The sequence below is a fragment of the Clostridium muellerianum genome, from assembly GCF_012926525.1.
In the GTDB taxonomy this organism is placed as follows: domain Bacteria; phylum Bacillota; class Clostridia; order Clostridiales; family Clostridiaceae; genus Clostridium_AM; species Clostridium_AM muellerianum.
On the sequence record NZ_JABBNI010000066.1, the window covers coordinates 194,011 to 213,263 of the forward strand.

The 19,253-nt window shown below is 29.5% G+C and carries 18 protein-coding genes; 15 read left to right on the forward strand and 3 right to left on the reverse strand.

All coding sequences use genetic code 11. The features are described from left to right. The first annotated feature begins 49 nt into the window (after positions 1–49). The 7 genes from HBE96_RS24555 to HBE96_RS24580 all read left to right on the forward strand — a co-directional run bounded on the left by HBE96_RS24555 (position 50) and on the right by HBE96_RS24580 (position 5,044). Positions 50–877: an AraC family transcriptional regulator gene (locus tag HBE96_RS24555; RefSeq protein ID WP_169300342.1), complete on the forward strand. Its 828-nt coding sequence runs from the start codon at positions 50–52 to the stop codon at positions 875–877. 277 nt (positions 878–1,154) lie between these two features. Further along, positions 1,155–1,454 (forward strand): HesB/IscA family protein, encoded by a 300-nt coding sequence (locus HBE96_RS26905; protein ID WP_342590224.1) that lies wholly within the window; start codon positions 1,155–1,157, stop codon positions 1,452–1,454. Between the two features lie 109 nt (positions 1,455–1,563). Next, the gene (gene trxA / locus HBE96_RS24560) at positions 1,564–1,884 is read left to right on the forward strand and encodes a thioredoxin (RefSeq protein ID WP_169300343.1); all 321 of its coding nucleotides are present in this window, start codon (positions 1,564–1,566) and stop codon (positions 1,882–1,884) included. A gap of 277 nt (positions 1,885–2,161) precedes the next feature. Then, positions 2,162–2,893 carry an ABC transporter ATP-binding protein gene (locus HBE96_RS24565; RefSeq protein WP_169300344.1) on the forward strand — a complete coding sequence of 244 codons (732 nt, stop codon included), beginning with the start codon at positions 2,162–2,164 and terminating at the stop codon, positions 2,891–2,893. Continuing rightward, positions 2,894–3,814, forward strand: coding sequence for a SufB/SufD family protein (locus HBE96_RS24570; protein ID WP_169300345.1), 921 nt, complete (start codon positions 2,894–2,896; stop codon positions 3,812–3,814). Between the two features lie 274 nt (positions 3,815–4,088). Beyond that, entirely contained in the window at positions 4,089–4,475 is a 387-nt protein-coding gene (locus tag HBE96_RS24575) for a DUF134 domain-containing protein (protein WP_169300346.1), read from the forward strand. 53 nt (positions 4,476–4,528) lie between these two features. Continuing rightward, complete coding sequence (locus tag HBE96_RS24580) at positions 4,529–5,044, forward strand: C-GCAxxG-C-C family protein (protein WP_169300347.1); 516 nt, start codon at positions 4,529–4,531, stop codon at positions 5,042–5,044. 129 nt (positions 5,045–5,173) lie between these two features. Here the strand turns inward: HBE96_RS24580 and HBE96_RS24585 are convergent, their stop codons facing one another. The 3 genes from HBE96_RS24585 to HBE96_RS24595 form a co-directional block, all read right to left on the reverse strand. Then, on the reverse strand, positions 5,174–5,536 hold the full coding sequence (locus HBE96_RS24585) for a NifB/NifX family molybdenum-iron cluster-binding protein (protein WP_169300348.1): 363 nt from the start codon (positions 5,534–5,536) through the stop codon (positions 5,174–5,176). 188 nt (positions 5,537–5,724) lie between these two features. Further along, positions 5,725–7,113, reverse strand: coding sequence for a 6-phospho-beta-glucosidase (locus HBE96_RS24590; RefSeq protein ID WP_169300349.1), 1,389 nt, complete (start codon positions 7,111–7,113; stop codon positions 5,725–5,727). A 290-nt stretch (positions 7,114–7,403) separates the two neighbouring features. Next, complete coding sequence (locus tag HBE96_RS24595) at positions 7,404–8,264, reverse strand: MurR/RpiR family transcriptional regulator (protein WP_169300350.1); 861 nt, start codon at positions 8,262–8,264, stop codon at positions 7,404–7,406. Positions 8,265–8,803: 539 nt separating this feature from the next. Here HBE96_RS24595 and HBE96_RS24600 point away from each other — a divergent pair. The 8 genes from HBE96_RS24600 to HBE96_RS24635 all read left to right on the forward strand — a co-directional run bounded on the left by HBE96_RS24600 (position 8,804) and on the right by HBE96_RS24635 (position 19,011). Continuing rightward, positions 8,804–9,160 carry a C-GCAxxG-C-C family (seleno)protein gene (locus HBE96_RS24600; protein ID WP_169300351.1) on the forward strand — a complete coding sequence of 119 codons (357 nt, stop codon included), beginning with the start codon at positions 8,804–8,806 and terminating at the stop codon, positions 9,158–9,160. Between the two features lie 149 nt (positions 9,161–9,309). Further along, the gene (locus HBE96_RS24605; RefSeq protein ID WP_169300352.1) at positions 9,310–9,597 is read left to right on the forward strand and encodes an ArsR/SmtB family transcription factor; all 288 of its coding nucleotides are present in this window, start codon (positions 9,310–9,312) and stop codon (positions 9,595–9,597) included. A 34-nt stretch (positions 9,598–9,631) separates the two neighbouring features. After that, the gene (locus HBE96_RS24610) at positions 9,632–12,151 is read left to right on the forward strand and encodes an FAD-dependent oxidoreductase (protein ID WP_169300353.1); all 2,520 of its coding nucleotides are present in this window, start codon (positions 9,632–9,634) and stop codon (positions 12,149–12,151) included. Between the two features lie 286 nt (positions 12,152–12,437). Beyond that, on the forward strand, positions 12,438–15,167 hold the full coding sequence (locus tag HBE96_RS24615; RefSeq protein ID WP_169300354.1) for a sigma-54-dependent transcriptional regulator: 2,730 nt from the start codon (positions 12,438–12,440) through the stop codon (positions 15,165–15,167). A gap of 399 nt (positions 15,168–15,566) precedes the next feature. Further along, a complete protein-coding gene (locus HBE96_RS24620; RefSeq protein ID WP_169300355.1) occupies positions 15,567–15,881 on the forward strand; it encodes a PTS sugar transporter subunit IIB in 315 nt (104 codons plus the stop codon). Positions 15,882–15,906: 25 nt separating this feature from the next. Beyond that, positions 15,907–17,238: a PTS cellobiose transporter subunit IIC gene (gene celB, locus HBE96_RS24625; protein WP_169300356.1), complete on the forward strand. Its 1,332-nt coding sequence runs from the start codon at positions 15,907–15,909 to the stop codon at positions 17,236–17,238. 67 nt (positions 17,239–17,305) lie between these two features. Then, on the forward strand, positions 17,306–17,611 hold the full coding sequence (locus HBE96_RS24630; RefSeq protein ID WP_169300357.1) for a PTS sugar transporter subunit IIA: 306 nt from the start codon (positions 17,306–17,308) through the stop codon (positions 17,609–17,611). Between the two features lie 11 nt (positions 17,612–17,622). Further along, on the forward strand, positions 17,623–19,011 hold the full coding sequence (locus HBE96_RS24635; protein WP_169300358.1) for a glycoside hydrolase family 1 protein: 1,389 nt from the start codon (positions 17,623–17,625) through the stop codon (positions 19,009–19,011). The last annotated feature ends 242 nt before the right edge of the window (positions 19,012–19,253 follow it).

Genomic DNA, 19,253 nt, shown 5'->3' on the forward strand with positions numbered 1-19,253 from the left:
TATATTGGAAGTTTTTGTTTTAAATCAATAAAAATATGGGGGAGTATACTTGATAGATAAGGAAAAAATTAAATTTCGTCATTTAAATGACTTTTATAATATTGATGTAATTGAAGGTATTAATGTAGGAAGAGCGTTTCCTAAACATTCACACAGCAGTATGTGTTTAGGAGTTATAAATAGGGGGACAAGAATATACTCCATAGATAAAAGGCAATTATGTGCTGATAAAGGTAAAGTATTTGTTCTTAATACAGGTGAAGTTCATTCATTTAAATCTTTAAATAGAAGGACGCATGATTATATGTGTATTTGTTTTGATAAAGATTGTATTAAAAATGTTTTAAGAGATACAAAAGAAAAAAGTTCAAGAAAATTATTTTTTCACAATATAATTGATGATTCACATTTGTACGTCTTAATAAATAAACTTTGCTGTAATCTTTTAGATAAAAATATAGATTCTGAAAGTAAAGGTTTGTTTCTTAAAATTATGGAGCAATTAAATATAAACTATTTGGATAGAATATATAGCTTAAAAAGTACAGGTAATGAACAAAGAGTTATAAAGTTATTAAAAGAATATATTGAAGATAATTATAAAGAAAATATTTCAATAAACCAACTATCTCAAATTTCAGGTTTAAGTCCTTACTATTTAATTAGGCTTTTTTCCAATGAATATGGATTTGCTCCCCATTGTTATCAGAATAATATCAGAATAAGGAAGGTGAAAGAGCTTTTAAAAGATGGAAAAATGAAAATGACAGATATAGCATTAGAAGTAGGTTTTGTTGATCAAAGCCATATGATTAAACATTTTAAAAATAGTGTAGGAATCATCTCTAGTAAATATTTTAATGAAATGAAAAAGTAATAATAGTTTTAAATTTAGGTAGTCTCTTAAGTGGGAATATTTTTTAAAACATTAAAAAAAAACATATTGACATGTACATTACAATATCATAATATATAAATATAAATATAAAGATAAAAGGATGAATTTGAAAATATGTTGTTATATGCAAGTTTATGTGAATACTTGTTAATCAACCGTATTTTCATACTTATAAAAATTATAAGCTAGGCAGAAATTAATTATATAAATATTAATTGAAATAAAAAGTTTCAAATGAAAGAAAGGTGATGTTATTATGGTTAAGGTTACTAAACAGGCAGCTGAAAAGTTTAATGAAATGTTGCAAAAGACTAAAAATTCTGAAAATTCAATGTTGAGAGTTGTTTTTGCAGGTTATGGTTGAGGAGGTCCAAAATTACAGGTAACTCTGGATGAGTTAGAAAATAATAATGACGTAGTTGTTAAATCAGAAGGTATAAATGTTGTTTATAGTACAGATCTTGAAGCGTATATAAATGGATCAGTTATTGACTATTCAAATAGTTGGTTTGGACAAGGATTTACTATAAGTGGAAGAAATTCTTCTTCATATTAAAATATTAAATAAGTCAATTTTTGCAGTTTAAGAACATTAGGTCAAAATTTTTTATGTGCGAAAATTGAGTTGAATAAAATGGAAAAGATATATAGGAGGTTTATTAATCATGGCTAAAATAATAAACAGTAATGAGTTTCAGAATAACGTTTTAAACAGTGATGGAGCAATATTAGTGGATTTTTTTGCAGAGTGGTGTGGACCATGTAAGATGGTTGCTCCAGTTTTAGAAGAATTAAGTACAGAAATGGAGGGAAAAGCTAGAATATTTAAAGTGGATGTAGATAAAAGTGGTGATTTAGCTGAAAGATATGGAATTTCAGGTGTACCAACACTAATAATTTTTAAATATGGTAAAGAAGTTGACAAAATAGTAGGATTTCAACCTAAAGAAACGCTCAAGGCTAAATTACAACAATATTCAAATTAAAAAATTAAAGTAGCTAATATTTATGAATTAAAATTATATAGTAAATGAAGTAAAGCCTATATCTTATTTTACATGGTAATTTAAGATATAGGCTATTATCATAAAAATGCTTTTTATGGTATAGAATTTGTATAACAAGCGGGTATACAAATTCTATATCATATAGGACTGTAGTATGCATATGATATAATAACTATTAAGAGTAGCACAATATACTAATTTGATGTAAATACAAAATAATTTTGCAATTAAAAGCGTAGCAAGGAGGATTGGACATATGTTAGAATTAAAAAATTTATCCCTAGAAGTAGAAAATGATAATAAAAAAATTGATATTTTACAAAATATAAACTTGAAGTTTGAAAGAAATAAAGTATATGCAATAACTGGTCCCAATGGCGGAGGAAAGTCATCCCTGGCTAAGACAATAATGGGAATATATAAAGCTACTTCTGGAAGTATATTATTAGATGGGGAAGATATCACAGATTTGGATATCACAGAGAGGGCTAGACAAGGATTAGGCTTTGCATTTCAACAACCAGCAAGGTTTAAAGGTATAAAAGTAAATGAATTGTTAACTTTGGCTGCAGAGGATAAGGAAGTAAGTATATGTAATTTGCTTTTGGATGTAGGTCTTTGTGCTCAAGACTATATAAATAGAGATGTGGATTCAAGTCTTTCTGGTGGAGAGCTTAAGAGAATAGAAATAGCAACTATACTTGCGAGAAATCTTAAAGTCGCATTATTTGATGAGCCAGAAGCAGGAATAGATTTATGGAGCTTTAAAAAGTTAGTTGAAACTTTTGAAAGTATGAATAAAAGTAAGGAAACAACTATAATTATAATATCTCATCAAGAGAGAATTTTAAATTTAGCAGATGAAGTTATTGTACTTAAAGATGGACAAATTAAAGAAATAACTTCAAAAGAGAATATACTTGCTCAAATAATAAAAAATGATAGTTGTAACTGTGGTGAAACATGTGAAAAAGGGAGGACATTTTAGATGTTGGATGCATTAGATAAAAATATGTTAGACGAAATGACGGGACTTCATGAATTGCCAGCTGGTGCCTATAATATAAGAAAAAATGGAGAAAAGGCTGCAAGAAATACTACAGCAAATATAGATATAGTAACAAAACAAGATAAGCCTGGAATGGATATAATAGTGAAACCTGGAACAGTAGGTGAGAGTGTGCATATACCGGTAATTATAACAGCAGAAGGTTTAAATGATCTTGTTTATAACAGCTTTGATATTGGTGAGGGCTCAGATGTACTTATAGTAGCAGGCTGTGGTATACATAATCCTGGTGATAAAAAATCCCAACATGATGGAGTACATGAATTCTTAGTTAGAAAGGGTGCTCGTATAAAGTATGTAGAAAAGCACTTTGGAGAAGGGAATGGTAATGGTGAAAAAGTACTGAATCCTAAAACAATAATAGAGGTTGAAGAAGGAGGATATGCAGAATTAGAACTAGTCCAAATAAAAGGAGTAGATAGTACTAAAAGGGATACAGAAATAAAACTTCATAGAAATGCTAGAGTAGTAGTAGTAGAAAGAATGCTTACATACAAAAATCAAGATGCAGAATCCAAGATAAATGTAGAAATGGTAGGGGTAGATTCTTCGGCACAAATAATTTCTCGTTCTGTAGCACGAGATGAATCAAAACAAATATTTTATTTAAATATGTCTGGACATGAAAGATGCAGGGGTCATATACAATGTGATTCCATAATAATGGATAAAGCTAAAGTAGAAGCTATACCTAAAATATCAGCATTTCATTCAGACTCACAACTTATACATGAAGCTGCCATAGGAAAAATTGCCAATGATCAGCTTATAAAGCTTATGTCTTTAGGACTTTCAGAAAAAGAAGCGGAAGATACTATATTAAAAGGATTTCTTAAATAATTAAAAATTGATATATAACTTTTTTATTGTATAGAGTAGTATATTAAAATTAAATATCAAAGTTTTTATACTAAAAACAATAACCTATATCTTATTTTAAGTGGTACTTTAATAAAATATAGGTTATTCGTTTTTCATTTCCATAGACGAACTTGTTTATATATGGTAGATCTTTATTTGACATATATCATAAAAAGAGTAAAATAAAATCAAAACGATATATGTCAATAACTAAATGAAGTGCTGACTTTGTTGTAAATGAGGTGAATGTTTTATGCCTAGACCAAGAAAATGCAGAAGAGTATGTTGCTTACCACAAAGAGATATATATGGGCCACTTAATGTTCCTGTTGATGAAGATGATTTTATAACTATGACTGTTGATGAATATGAAACCATACGACTAATTGATTTGGAAGGGTTTACTCAGGAAGAATGTGCTAATCAAATGAATATTGCACGTACCACAGTTCAAGGTATATATAATGATGCGAGAAGAAAACTTGCAGAATCACTAGTAAATGGCAGGGGGCTAAGAATTGAGGGAGGAGATTATAAACTTTGTAATGGATTTGAAAAGTTTTGTGGTGGTCCAAGATGTTGCAGACATGATTGTAATAGAAATTTTGTAAGAAATGAAGATAAAGGTGTATTGAAATAGAAGTACTTCTATAAAGCATAATTAATAATATGAAGTAAAAGGAGTTACAAAAAATGAGCGAAAATTGTAAGTATAATCATAATATATGCAGTAGTAAATACAGTGAGATTAACAGCTTTAAGGAGCGTGCGTTGGAATTGTTTAAGCAAGGGTATAATTGCTCACAGTCTGTATTTGCAGCTTTTTGTGAAGAATGTGGAATGGATTTTGAAACAGCTCTTAAAATATCATCTTCCTTTGGCGGAGGTATGGGTAGGCTGAGAGAGGTTTGTGGAGCAGCAAGTGGCATGTTTATGGTGGCTGGTATGAAGTATGGTTATGTTGATCCAAAGGATAGATTGTCAAAAGTGGAACATTATAAGCGTATTCAACAGCTTGCTGAGAAATTTAAAGAAAATAACGGCTCATTAATTTGTAGAGAACTTTTAAGACTATCTGTTCAAAGTGAAAGCTACATACCTGAAGAAAGAACAAAGGAATATTATAAAAAACGTCCCTGTGTAGAGATTGTTGGCAGTGCCGCAGAAATTATGTATGAATATATAAAATCCAATAAACAGAGTTCTTAGCATCGGATAAAATAGATGTGTTGTAGTAACAAAGTGGATTTTTCATATCTAGGCAATTAATAAAGCCAGTTAGAATAATTTTAAAAACTATTCTAACTGGCTTTTTAATGGGTATATGTTAAATAGAAATTAACTATGACATCCATGTTCATGCTCATGGCAGCAGTCACCAGAATCTACAAGTGAACCTTGAAGCCAGCTATTAGCTACTGCATTTATGTCACCTGAACATCCACGTACTACATTAATGCCAGAATTCTTTAGTACTCTTACTGCACCTTCTCCCATATTACCTGCAAGCATAAGTGTAACACCCATTGATGCAAGAGTTTGTGCAATATTTGATTTACAGCCACAGCCTGCTGGTGAAGGAACAACTTGTGAATCAACTACTTTTTTAGCAGCTGTATCAACTGTAAAAACCGTAAAATATTCACAGTGACCAAAATGATCATCAATTTTATTTCCACGAGATGGCAATGCAATTTTCATGTATAAATACCTTCCTTCTAAATTATTTAACATATTATAAGTTATTGTCATATGCTCTTTATATATATAATAAACTTATATCCGACATATGTCAATAATAATAAAATAAAATTGCTCAAAGTAAAGCCAATACCTATTTCTCTTTCCTCCTTGATAACTTAGTCATTATGCTTATTTACATAAGTCTTTTAATGTCCATTTTTCATTAAATCTACTACCACAGGATCTTTTGATGCTATCCCTTGCTTCTTTAATTCTGTTATCTTTCCTTTAAATTGAGGAAGATACTTTTCATGTGCAACCAATAATTCATCTAATATTTGCCTTGCTTCACGCCCACTTTGAACTAATGGGTTTATTGTAAATGCTTGTAACGCTGTTCCGTAATCACCTGATAATGCAGCGTTTATTGTACATTCTTCCATTGCTTTCATAATCTGAAGCTGCCCTTTTTCAAACGGTCCCATATTACCCCATACAATTGGTTCAGCCCCTTTAGCAGAAATTATGCATGAAACCTCAACAATAGAATCTGGACTAAGACAAGGTATAGCTCCATTATTTTGTGTACTTACCACCATACGAATTCCCTTATTATTATATATTGCACTTATGCATTCACAAGCTGCATCACTATAATATGCTCCCCCACGTTTTTGAAGTTCTTCAGGCTTTTTATTTAAGTTTGGATTTTTATATATTTCAAAGAGAGAAGCTTCTACTTCTTTCATTTGTTCTGCACGGGTTCCACCTTTTTTGAATTCTTCTATGCTGTGCTCTAACATCTCTTTTTCTGAGTAGTAATAACGATGATATCCACAAGGAAGCAAACCCATAGAATGTAATAATTCTAATGAAAATTCAGCTTGATAAATGTTAACTGGTGTTCCACCACCTTTTTCATTAATATGCTCAATTAACTGACCAGTTATATCTTTTTCATTTTCATCAAATACTTTATGCCAATGGAAATGATTTAGTCCTGCAAATTGATAATTTAACTCTGAAGTCTGTTTTTTAATAATTTTTGGTTCATTCATCATTGCGATCACAGGAACATTACACAATCCAATACACTTTTTCCATTCAAAATGTTTAATTACTGCTTCTGTAATAATTCCACTAGGATTAGTAAAATTAATTAGCCATGCATTTGGACATAATACTTTCATATCTTCAACAATTTCTTTTATTATTGGAATTGTCCTGAATGCTTTAAACATCCCACCTGCGCCATTAGTTTCTTGTCCTAACATTCCATGTAATGAGGGTATCCTTTCATCCTTAATCCGTGCATCTAGTAAACCAACTCTAAACTGCGTTGTTACAAAATCAGCACCTTTTAATGCTTCCTTTCTATTTAAGGTTGTAATCACTTTTACATCATATGGTGTAGCATCCCACATACGTTGAGCTAGTCTTCCGATTATATCCAACTTTTCCTTTCCATCTTCAATATCAACTAACCAAATTTCACTTATTGGCATTTCATCATATCGCTTAATAAAACCTTCAATTAATTCTGGTGTATAGCTGCTTCCTCCACCAATAGTTACAATTTTTATAGGTTTTTTCATGTATTTCTCCTCCAATCTAATATTATAAATTTATTTACTTATATAATTTTTTAATTTCTTAAATTTTAAGTAGAAGAACATTTTTATGGTTATAATATATTCTCTACAACTACTTAAATCAATGGATGTAAGTTATTCTGATATTTTTTTTTAAAATTATCATTAATCGATACATTATATTGAAACTTTTTGAAACTTTTAATTAATTTTCGCATTCCAAATTGAAAAAAGCCCATCAGAAATTTTTTCTAATGAGCTTTTATAATAATGTAATAAAAATAGTATTTTTCCTATTCGTTAATATTTCTATCATCAACAATATTTTCAACTTCTTTAATATAATGTATATTTTTTTCATAATCTATTTTAAAAATGCAGCTAAAAATTAAATCCAACATGTACTGCATTGCAATATGCGATGAAAACTGAGATATTCTATTTCTTAAATTCTCTCTATTACTTATATATAAATTATGCTTTATATGATTTGATTCAACACTCTTTCCAAGTCTACCTATCCAAATTATTTCTATACACTTTTTATGTAATATTTCTACAATAGAAGGTAAAAAAGTTGCCCTTCCTGAATATGATAAAATAATGGATACATGATTCTTTTTAGATGCCGTTGCAGTACAACGTTGATCATAAAATGATTTTGGACAATTAACCAATCTTCCAATTGTACGCATCTTATCTTGAAAATTTTCAGCAACATTAATATTATGTGCATGTGTATATATATCTATAATATCTGCATTCTTTAGTAGTTTAGCAGATTTATTTAACACCTCTAAATCAATAGAATTATAAGTATCAGCTATTGATGCTTCATATAATTTTAACAGCTTTTGAGCTATTATTTTTTGAGTATCATTAGAATTAAACGGAAAATTAACATCAATTTGATTATCAACTTTACTTTCTTCCACAATGTCTTGAGCAAGCTTTACCTTAAGATCATTAAATCCGTTAATTCCTATTTTTTTACAAAACCTATGAATTCCAGATTTTGATATAAAGGTTTCCTCAGAAAGTTCTTGGATAGATAATTTTTTAATTTGATTTTTATTTTGCAGAATGTATTGTGCTAATTGAATTTCTGTTGGGGTTAAATTATCACAGCATTTAATCATATTTTCTATTGTCATAATAACCTCCTAGGTTGATTCATCTTAAATTTTTAATTTAATCTTAGCACAAATACATTCTTTTTATTATATCAAATTGCTTTTTTCGCTTATAGATTTGGATTTTTTTGATTTTCCCTTCGCCTATAGTAGCTTTAAAAATATTTATAATACTAATTATAAGTTGTATACTTGGAAAAGTTGAATAAACAAAAACAATCCATTATTACAAAAAATGAAATGGTATGTAAACTTGTTATTTTTTTGAAGATGCCTAAGGATAGATGATTACAAGCGCATTCATGTTTAGTATTAAAAGTTTAATTAGAAGTAAAAAAAACTATTGCTTTTTACATCATTATATCGTAATATATAAATATAAGGATTGCATATAAATATTTAAATTAATACCGAAGATTATATTAAAAAATAATGTTAAATTATATATTCTTAACTAGAAATAAAATGCAGCTAGTGAAATTACTAGTGTACAGGATTATCAGAAAAGTGATAATATGAAAATGTCTAATAATGTTTTAATATAAGAAGGAGTTGTTAATATGACAAAAGCATCAGAATATCATAAGCAAGGATTTACATGTGGTGAAGCTATAATAAAAAAATATAATGAGGAACATAACACTAATATACCAGTAAGCATTGGAAGTAGTATGGGAGCTGGATATACTATAGGAAGTTTATGTGGAGCTATAGGAGGAGCAACAGCAGTAATAGGATTTTTAAAGGGAAGAGAAAGTAATGCTGAAGCTAATGAAGCTAGAGGTTATGCAAAAGATCTAATGATAAATATAAAAGAAAAATATGGAACAGAGCTTTGTAGAGATTTAAAGAAAAATGGTGTTAGTTGTGCTGAAATTGTAGATTACACTTATGAAACTTTAAATAAAATACTATAAAATAGAAGTTAGGGTAGGATAGGTTAATATAATCTATCTTACCTAAATATAATATTAGTTAAATATAAAAAATTTTACTTTATAAATCGTTATATTAATATATACAAATGTAAAGACAAAACATAATTTTTGACGGGGAGGGAAAAATCATGGAGAAGGATTTTAATAAATATAGTGAAACTGCTGACATGCTTAAAGTATTAGCACATCCAGTAAGAATCTGTATAGTGAAAGGTCTTTTAGATAATGGGGAACGTAATGTTAGTCATATGCAAAATTGTTTAAATACTCCTCAGTCAACTGTTTCTCAACATCTACAAAAACTTAGAACGGCTGGGATAATTGAAGGGAGAAGAAATGGTCTTGAAATATATTACACTGTTTGTGATGAAAAAGTATCTGATTTAATAAGTGTGCTTTTAAATGGAGAAAAATAGATTAATATAATTTTTGTATTAGGAGGAAATGTATATGAAGAAAATACTAATAGTTGGTGGAGTAGCTGGAGGAGCATCGGCAGCTGCAAGACTTAGAAGACTTGATGAAAATGCAGAAATAGTATTATTTGAAAAAGGTGAATATATATCTTTTGCAAACTGTGGATTACCTTATTATACAGGAGAAACTATACAGAAAAGGGAAAAACTGTTAGTACAAACTCCTGAGGCTATGAAAGCAAGCTTTAATATTGATGTTAGAGTAAATAGTGAAGTGATAACAGTAGATACTAAAAATAAAAAAGTAAAGGTTAATAGTAAAGATAAAGGCAAGTATGAAGAAAACTATGATCATTTAATTTTATCACCTGGAGCATCCCCTATTAAACCTCCTATCCCTGGTATACAAAGTGATAAGATATTTACACTAAGAAATATACCAGATACTGATAGAATAAAAGCTTATGTTGATAAGGGAAATATAGAAAATGCAGTTGTTATTGGTGGAGGATATATAGGGGTTGAAATGGCAGAAAACCTTAAAGAAAGAGGTTTAAATGTAGCTTTAGTTGAAGCAGCACCACATATATTAGCACCTTTTGATTCAGAAATGGTAACCTTTGCAGAGAAGGAATTAGAGGATAATGGTGTAGGAATTGTACTAAATGATGGAGTTAAAGAATTTAAAGAAGAAGGAACTGGATTAAACGTAATTTTAAACAGTGGAAAAGCTTTATATGCAGATATGGTTATATTTGCTGCAGGAGTAAAACCAGATACAGAATTTTTAAAAGAGTCAGGAATAGAATTTGGACCTAAAGGTCACATAATAGTAAATAATAAAATGGAAACTAATATAGAAGGAGTATATGCTGTAGGAGATGCTATTGAAATAGTTGATTTTGTAAATGGAAGCAAAACTGCTATTGCACTTGCTGGGCCAGCGAATAAACAGGGAAGAATTGCAGCAGATAATATATGTGGTTTAAATTCAATTTATAAAGGAACTATGGGAACAGCAATTATTAAAGTATTTGGACTTACTGGCTCAAGTACAGGAAACAACGAGAGAACATTAAAATCAAAGAACATACCATATAAAGTTATTTATCTTCATCCTAATTCAAGTGCTGGTTACTATCCAGGGGCAGCACCAATGACAATAAAGCTTATTTTTAATAATGAAGGAAAAATATTAGGAGCGCAAGCTTTTGGATATGTTGGAGTAGATAAGAGAATTGACGATATAGCAGTTACTATGAGGCTGCAGGGTACAATTTATGATTTAGAAGAACTGGAACTTGCATACGCTCCACCTTATTCTTCAGCTAAAGATCCTGTAAATATGGCTGGATTTATTGCAGAAAATGTTTTAAGTGGTAAGTCTGAAGTAATATTTCCAGAGGATATAGATAATAGAGATAAAGATAAAACACAGCTTGTAGATGTAAGAACTGAATTAGAATATAGTAATGGCAATATAGAAGGATCTATAAATATATCTTCAGTTGATATAAGAGCTAGAATGAATGAGTTAGATAAGAATAAAGAAATACTAATTTATTGTCAGGTAGGACTTAGAGGATATATAGTTTCAAGAATTTTAAAGGCAAATGGATTTAAGGTAAAGAATCTAACAGGTGGATATAAAACTTATACTATGAGTAAGTTTAAACCAAGAGATGTTGTAATGAATAAGAAAGGTGAAGATGGTTTTATGGATTTAAGGGGAAGAGAAGCTAGTGTAAGTTTAGAAAGTAATTTAAATGAATATAAAGAAGTTGACGAGGCATATAAAAAGGGATACTTTGACAAAAATCTTGATGCTTGCGGATTATGTTGTCCGGGACCTCTAATGCGTGTTAATGCGGATATACAGAACATGAAAGAAGGAGAAGTATTAAAGGTTACAGCATCAGATCAAGGATTTTATGTGGATATAAAATCTTGGTGTGAAAGAACTGATAATGAGCTGGTTTCTAGAGAAAAAGATAAAGGTAACATAATAGCATTTATAAGAAAAGGTAATAAAAGTAAGGTAACTCAAAATAATGGTTCTGTAAATGCTTGCACTACTCAACAGAAGGATAATAAAACATTAGTTGTATTTAGTGGAGATTTAGATAAAGCTTTAGCATCCTTTATAATAGCAAATGGAGCAGCTGCTATGGGTAAAAAGGTTACAATGTTTTTTACCTTCTGGGGACTAAACATTTTAAGAAAGCATGAAAAGGTTAGTGTTTCAAAGGGATTTATGGATAGTATGTTTGGATTTATGATGCCTAGAGGAGCTAAAAGATTAAAACTTTCTAAGATGAATATGCTTGGAATGGGTACAAAAATGATGCAAATGGTAATGAAGAACAAAAATGTTTCATCACTGGATGAACTAATTAAATCAGCTATTGATAGTGGAATAGAAATAGTTGCATGTCAGATGAGTATGGATGTAATGGGACTTAAACAGGAAGAGCTAATAGATGGTGTTAAAATAGGTGGAGTAGGGTACTATTTAGGGGAAGCAGAAGATTCTAACGTTAACTTGTTTATATAAATCTATGTACGTTCTCTATATCTTTATTAAAAGCCAGTTAGAATAGTTTTAAAAATTATTCTAACTGGCTTTATGTTTTTCAATGAATTAATCATTATAACAAATAATTCAGATATAAAGTATATGGCATCAGAAATAGCTAAAGAGTCTCAATTTATTGGAAGAAGAATCATATATAATTTATTAAAAGATACAATTTTTGTTTTGAAGGTGTAACTTTTTGATATATTAAGATATAATAATGGGAAGATGAGACTATAAATATTTAAATTTAGTAGGTGATATTATGAAAAAATCTGAGGATATAATTTTTGATTATTTAAATGATAAATGTACTAAACAAAGATTAGAAGGTAAAAGTAAGGTTATTGGATGTACTACTAAGGAAATTACAGATGCATTATCTCTTCAAAGGACAAATGTTAGTACTATTTTGAATAAGCTTTGTAATTCAGGAAAAGTGTATAAAATAAAGGGTAAACCTATTATTTATGCAGTAGCTGTAACTGATGAAATGCAAAAATCCATGAAGGTTCAAGGGAGTTTTGAAACCCTTATTGGAAGAAATGGAAGCTTAAAAAAATGTATTCAACAGGCCAAAGCAGCTATATTATATCCTCCTAATGGACTTCATACATTGCTTTTAGGACCTACTGGTGTTGGAAAAACAATGTTTGCAGAATTAATGTATAAGTTTACTATAGAAAAGTCAGTTTTCCCACAAGGAGCACCTTTTGTTGCGTTTAATTGTTCAGATTATGCAAATAATTCACAGTTGCTTCTAGCTCATCTTTTTGGATGTAAAAAAGGAGCCTTTACTGGAGCTGATAGAGATAGGTTAGGACTTGTAGATAAAGCTAATGATGGAATTTTATTTTTAGATGAAATTCATAGACTACCGCCTGAAGGACAGGAAATGTTATTTATGCTTATAGATAAAGGGGTGTATACACCTTTAGGAGATATAGATAAAAAGAAAAGTAGCAAAGTACTTATAATTTGTGCTACTACTGAGGATGCAGATAGTACTCTTTTATCCACATTTACAAGAAGAATTCCCATTACAATTAATATACCTTCCTTAAAGGAGAGAACATTAAATGAAAGATTTGAACTTATTGGTGGATTCTTCAAAACTGAATCTACAAGAATAGGTAAAGAAATAACAGTATCCGCAGATGCAATAAGAGCTTTATTACTTTACAATTGTACTGGAAACATTGGTCAGTTAAAAAGTGACATTCAGTTGGGATGTGCAAATGCATTTTTAAAATATGTATCTAAAGGTGAAAAGAATATAGAAGTACATAGTACGGATTTTTCCAGTAATGTGAGACATGGATTGGTTATGTATAAGCAATATTCTCAAAAGGTAGATGAAATTATAAGAGATGATATGAAGCTTAGTTTTAATTCTAAGGGTACAAAACTTCATGTTGAGTCTAATTATGATTTACTGCCAAATAATTTTTATGAGAGTATTGAAAAGAGAATTCAGGAACTTAAAGAGCGTGGAGTTGAAGAAGAGGATATAGATTTTATAATGTCTTTTGATATAAAGAACTATTTTAATAAATATATAAGAAAGTTTGAGCAATCAGTAAATAAGAAAGAACTATCTAAAATTGTAGATAATAATATTATCACTATAGTAGAAGATTTTTTAAAAACTGCTTCTGAACAGTTAAAAAGAATTTTCCAAGCTAAAGTATTTTATGGCTTATGCCTTCATATAAGTTCTAGTATTGAGAGAATATTAAAACATAAGAAAATAGTAAACTATAATTTAGAAGAGATAATACAAAAACATGGAGAAGAGTATGGTTTGGCTTTAATTATAGCTAATAAATTGGAAGAAGAATTTAATATTAAAATCCCTGCTGATGAAGTAGGTTTTATGGCTATGTTTTTATGTATAGATGATATAGATGAAGCTGCAGAAAGAAGTAAACCAATTATTGTTGTGGCAATGCATGGGAAAAATACTGCATCCTCAATGGCGGAAGTGGCTAACAAATTAGTTGGTGGAGATAATATTTATGCTTATGATATGAACCTTGATAAAAAATCTGAAATAGCATATAGGGAACTGAAAGATTTAATAGTTGAAAACCATCAAGGGGCAGGAGTAATGCTTCTAGTGGATATGGGATCATTAGGAATGTTTGGAGAATTAATAACTGAGGAAACAGGTATAGAAATAAGAGTTATAGATATGGTATCTACTCTTTTAGTTATTGAGTGTTTAAGAAAAGCACAGACAATTAATAACATACATCAAATATATGAGGAAGTAAAATATTCAATAAGTTTCTTGAATAAGTATAACACTAGTTTAACTCAAACTTATATGCCTAGCAAAGATAACATAATAATAACAAACTGTATTACAGGCGAAGGTAGTGCTATTAAATTAAAAAATATGATAGAAGAAAAAGTAAATTTAAGCAATAAGGATATAGAAGTTATCGCCATATCAGCTGGTGACAAGAAAGAAATGTATAACACTATAAATGTTTTATCTAAAGGTAAGAAGATAATTGCAATAGTAGGAACAGTGAATCCTAATATTTATGATATACCATTTATTCCTACTTCGGAATTATTTTTAGATAGCAGCTATACTAGAATTAAGAATATAGTTGAAAGAATAAAGATTCCAGAGGATATTTATAAGGATATTTTTGAAAGTTTAGAGAAAGAGGTAAAAGAATTAAACATAAGTGATTTTAAACCTTTATGTGTAAACCTTATAGATACTATTAGGAGAAACATTACTACAAATTTAGATATATATATAGTATCTGGGTTTATACTGCATTTAGCATGTGCAGTGGTGAGAATGATAAATAAAGAACCAACTTCAGTGTGTTCGAGAAGAGAAGAAATAAAAAATACATATATAAAAGAATATACTAGTTTAAAAGAAGCATTGATATCAATAGAAAGTCATTATAACATACAGTTTTCACAGGATGAATTATGTTATATGCTTATGATTATTTTAAGTATTTAGCTATATAGATAAGTATAGAATTAGTTAACTTTCTATGTATTTATTTATGTGTATAAGATGAATTATATAAAGTGTTACTAAACAGTAGAATGTGTATAAAAAATATGCAATGTGTATAAAAAATATATAATGTGTATAAAAAACACGAATTTATGTAGGATAAATAATATTAGTTATCCTACATTTTTTATAAAAATTATAAAATTTTTTAGGTTATAAAAATATTTAAATTAGCTTAAATAGCTATGTGAGTAGTACAAATGGTGGAAAGGTTATCAAAAAGATATTATAATTCATTAAATATAAAAAAGTTTGGCATGAGTATTGCTATATAAATAAGTGTAACAAACAGAAATAAAAAAACTAAAGTAAAAATTAAATTTTTAGGAGGAATTACTTATGAATATTTTATTAGCATGTGCATCAGGAATGTCAACAAGTTTAGTAGTAAAGAAGATGGAGGAAGCAGCAAAGCAAAAAGGCATAGATTGTAAGATCTGGGCAGTTTCTCAGGATATAGTTGAGGAAGAAATGAAAAAGGCAGATGTTTTATTAATAGGACCACAAATGAGATTTTTGAAAGGAAAATTAGAACCAAAGGCCAATGAAGTTGGAATAAAAGTTGATGTTATTAAACCTATGGATTATGGAAGATGCGATGGAAACGCTATTTTAAACACAGCAATTTCTATGATAAAAAATAATACAAAATAACTAAAGAAAGAAGAGGTATTAATTTATGGATAATATAATGAATTTTCTTGATAGACATCTTATGCCTATAGCAGATAAACTAAACAATAATAAATACTTAGCTGCTTTAAGAGAAGGATTTATGTTGAGTTTGCCTTTAATCATATTTGGTTCAATATTTGTAGTTATATCTAATTTGCCATATTTAGATAAGGTTTTAGGTACTGCTGGTTTAAATCAGCTAAAGAACTTATTAGGTGCAGCATCCAATTCCACAATGTCAATAATGACATTGTTTGTAGTATTTGGTATTGGGTATAGTTTAAGTAAGCAATATAAGGTGGAGAGTGTTTATGGTGCGGCAGTAGCTGTTGCTTCATTTGTAGTGTTAACACCTACAACATTTCAGTTTGGAAAAACAGCAAAGGATGTAGTAGATGGAGTTATTCCACTTGATAGACTCGGAGCTAAGGGAATGTTTGTTGGAATAATAGCATCATTTATAGCAATAGAAATTTATAGAACAATAATACAAAAAAATTGGACAATCAAGATGCCGGCAGGAGTTCCAGAAGCAGTTTCTAAGTCCTTTAGTTCACTTATTCCTGCGTTTATAACATTAACTTTCTTTCTTATGGTAAGAATATTATTTACATTTACTCCTTGGAACAACATACATGATTTTATATATAAAATAATACAAGTTCCATTAATGACTTTAGGATCGGGTTTAGTTGCTAGCCTAATTGCAATTTTCTTTATACAGTTATTTTGGTTCTTTGGGTTACATGGACAAATAATTGTAAACTCAGTTTTAGATCCAATTTGGAGAGCATTATCACTTGAAAATTTTCAGGCATACCAAGCGGGAGCAAAACATTTACCACATATTGTTAACAAGCAGTTTATGGATACATTTACTGTTGGAATGGGTGGAACGGGTATGACTTTAGCAGTAATCATTGGAATAATAATATTTGCAAAAAGCAAACAGCTAAAGGAACTAAGTAAATTAGCAGGACCAGCGGGTATATTTAATGTAAATGAGCCAGTAATATTTGGATTACCAATAGTTTTAAATCCAATGATACTAATACCTTGGATTTTAGCACCAATGGTTGTAACAGCATTCACATATTTTGTAATGTCAATTGGCATTGTTCCTGTACCAATAGGAGTTGACGTGCCATGGACAGTACCAATATTCTTTAGCGGAATGCTAGCAACTGGTTCTATAGCAGGAGGAATATTACAGCTTGTGAACCTGTTAATAGTGTTTATAATATGGACGCCGTTTATAATAATGCTTGATAGACAATATCATAAATCAGAAAAAGAAGCTGAAATTACTGATAAAGATAGTGTAGTTAATGAATAACATACCAATTGATTTATGATAGATTATATATTAAATTGTTGATAAATGATAATGGAGGAAATAAATTATGGATGATATAAATAATATAGCATTTGAACTAATATTATTTGCAGGTAATGGAAGATCTAATGCAATGGAAGCAATACAAGAAGCCAAGAAAGGAAATTTTGAAAGGGCTGAAGATTTGCTTAAAGAAGCAACAACAGAACTAGGAAAAGCTCACAAATTTCAAACTAAGTTAATACAGGGAGAGGCAAATGGAGAATCAAATCCTGTTAATATATTATTAGTTCATGCACAGGATCATCTTATGACAGCAATGACAGTTAGGGATTTGGCAAGAGAAATAGTCGAATTATACAGATTAAAATAGGAGGATATAAAATGACTGCTAAATATAAATTCCCAGAAGGATTTTGGTGGGGAAGTGCAGCCTCTGCAACTCAAATGGAAGGTGCTGCAAGAGAAGATGGAAAGGGTTTAAATATATGGGACTATTGGTATGAAAAAGAGCCAAACAGATTTTTTGATGGAGTAGGACCAGAAATTGCTTCGAATTTTTACCATAAATATAAAGAAGACATAAAACTTATGAAGGAGATAGGACATAATAGTTTTAGATTTTCTATTTCATGGGCAAGGTTGATTCCTGGGGGAATTGGACAAGTCAATGAAAAAGCCGTAAAATTCTATAACGATGTAATAGATGAGTTATTAGAAAATAATATAGAACCTTTTATAAATTTGTTTCACTTTGATATGCCCTTAGAACTGCAAGAAAAGGGCGGATGGGAAAGCAGAGAAGTAGTTAATGCTTATGTTGAGTATGCAAAAGTATGTTTTGAGTTATTTGGACATAAAGTTAAAAGATGGCTAACTTTTAATGAGCCTATAGTACCTGTAGAAGGTGGATATTTATATGATTTTCATTATCCTAACGTAGTAGATTTTAATAGAGCAGTTCAAGTTGCTTATAATACTATGATAGCTAGTGCTAAAGCTATAGAAGCATTTAGAAGTTTAAGTATTAAAGATGCAAAAATAGGTATAGTATTGAACTTAACTCCTTCTTATCCAAGAAGCAGCAATCCAGCAGATTTAAAAGCAGCAAATATAGCAGATTTATTCTTTAATAGAAGCTTCTTAGATCCAGCAGTAAAGGGAGAATATCCTAAAGAGTTAGTTGAAATAATTAAAAGAGAAGGTTTAATGCCAGTTGTAGAAGAGAAAGATAAGAGTTTGCTATCGAGCAATACCATAGATTTTTTAGGAGTTAACTATTATCAGCCAAGAAGAGTAAAGGCTAAAGCTTGTATGCCAAATCCAGAAGCACCCCTCATGCCTGATAATTTCTTTGATAACTATGAGATGCCAGGTAGAAAGATGAACGTGTATAGAGGATGGGAAATTTATGAAAAAGGTATATATGATATAGCAATAAATTTAAGGGAAAATTATGGGAATATTGAATCATATATATCAGAAAATGGTATGGGAGTACAGAATGAAGAGAGATTTATAGAGAACGGTAGAATAGAAGATGATTATAGAATAAATTTTATAAGAGATCATTTAATATGGCTTCATAAATCTATTGAGGAAGGCTGTAATGTAAAAGGCTATCATATGTGGACATTTATAGATAACTGGTCATGGAGTAATGCTTATAAAAATAGATATGGTTTCATACAGTTAGACCTAAAAACTCAAAAGAGAATTATTAAAAAGAGTGGATATTGGATAAGAGAAGTATCGAAGAACAATGGATTTTAAGTTAATTAGTAATATTGTATAGTTTTATAACAGTTTGTGAGTTAAAATTAGATAAGACTTTCGCTTAAAAAATAAGCGGAAGTCTTATGTATATATTATGAGATAAATCTAAACAAAATAATATTTTAACCAAGCTTCTAGGTAAAGAAATATAAGAAAAGTATAAATTATTATAAAAGTGGTTGAAAAAATAATGTTCTATGCTGTCATTGTAGATTAAAGATTTTTATATTTATGAATAT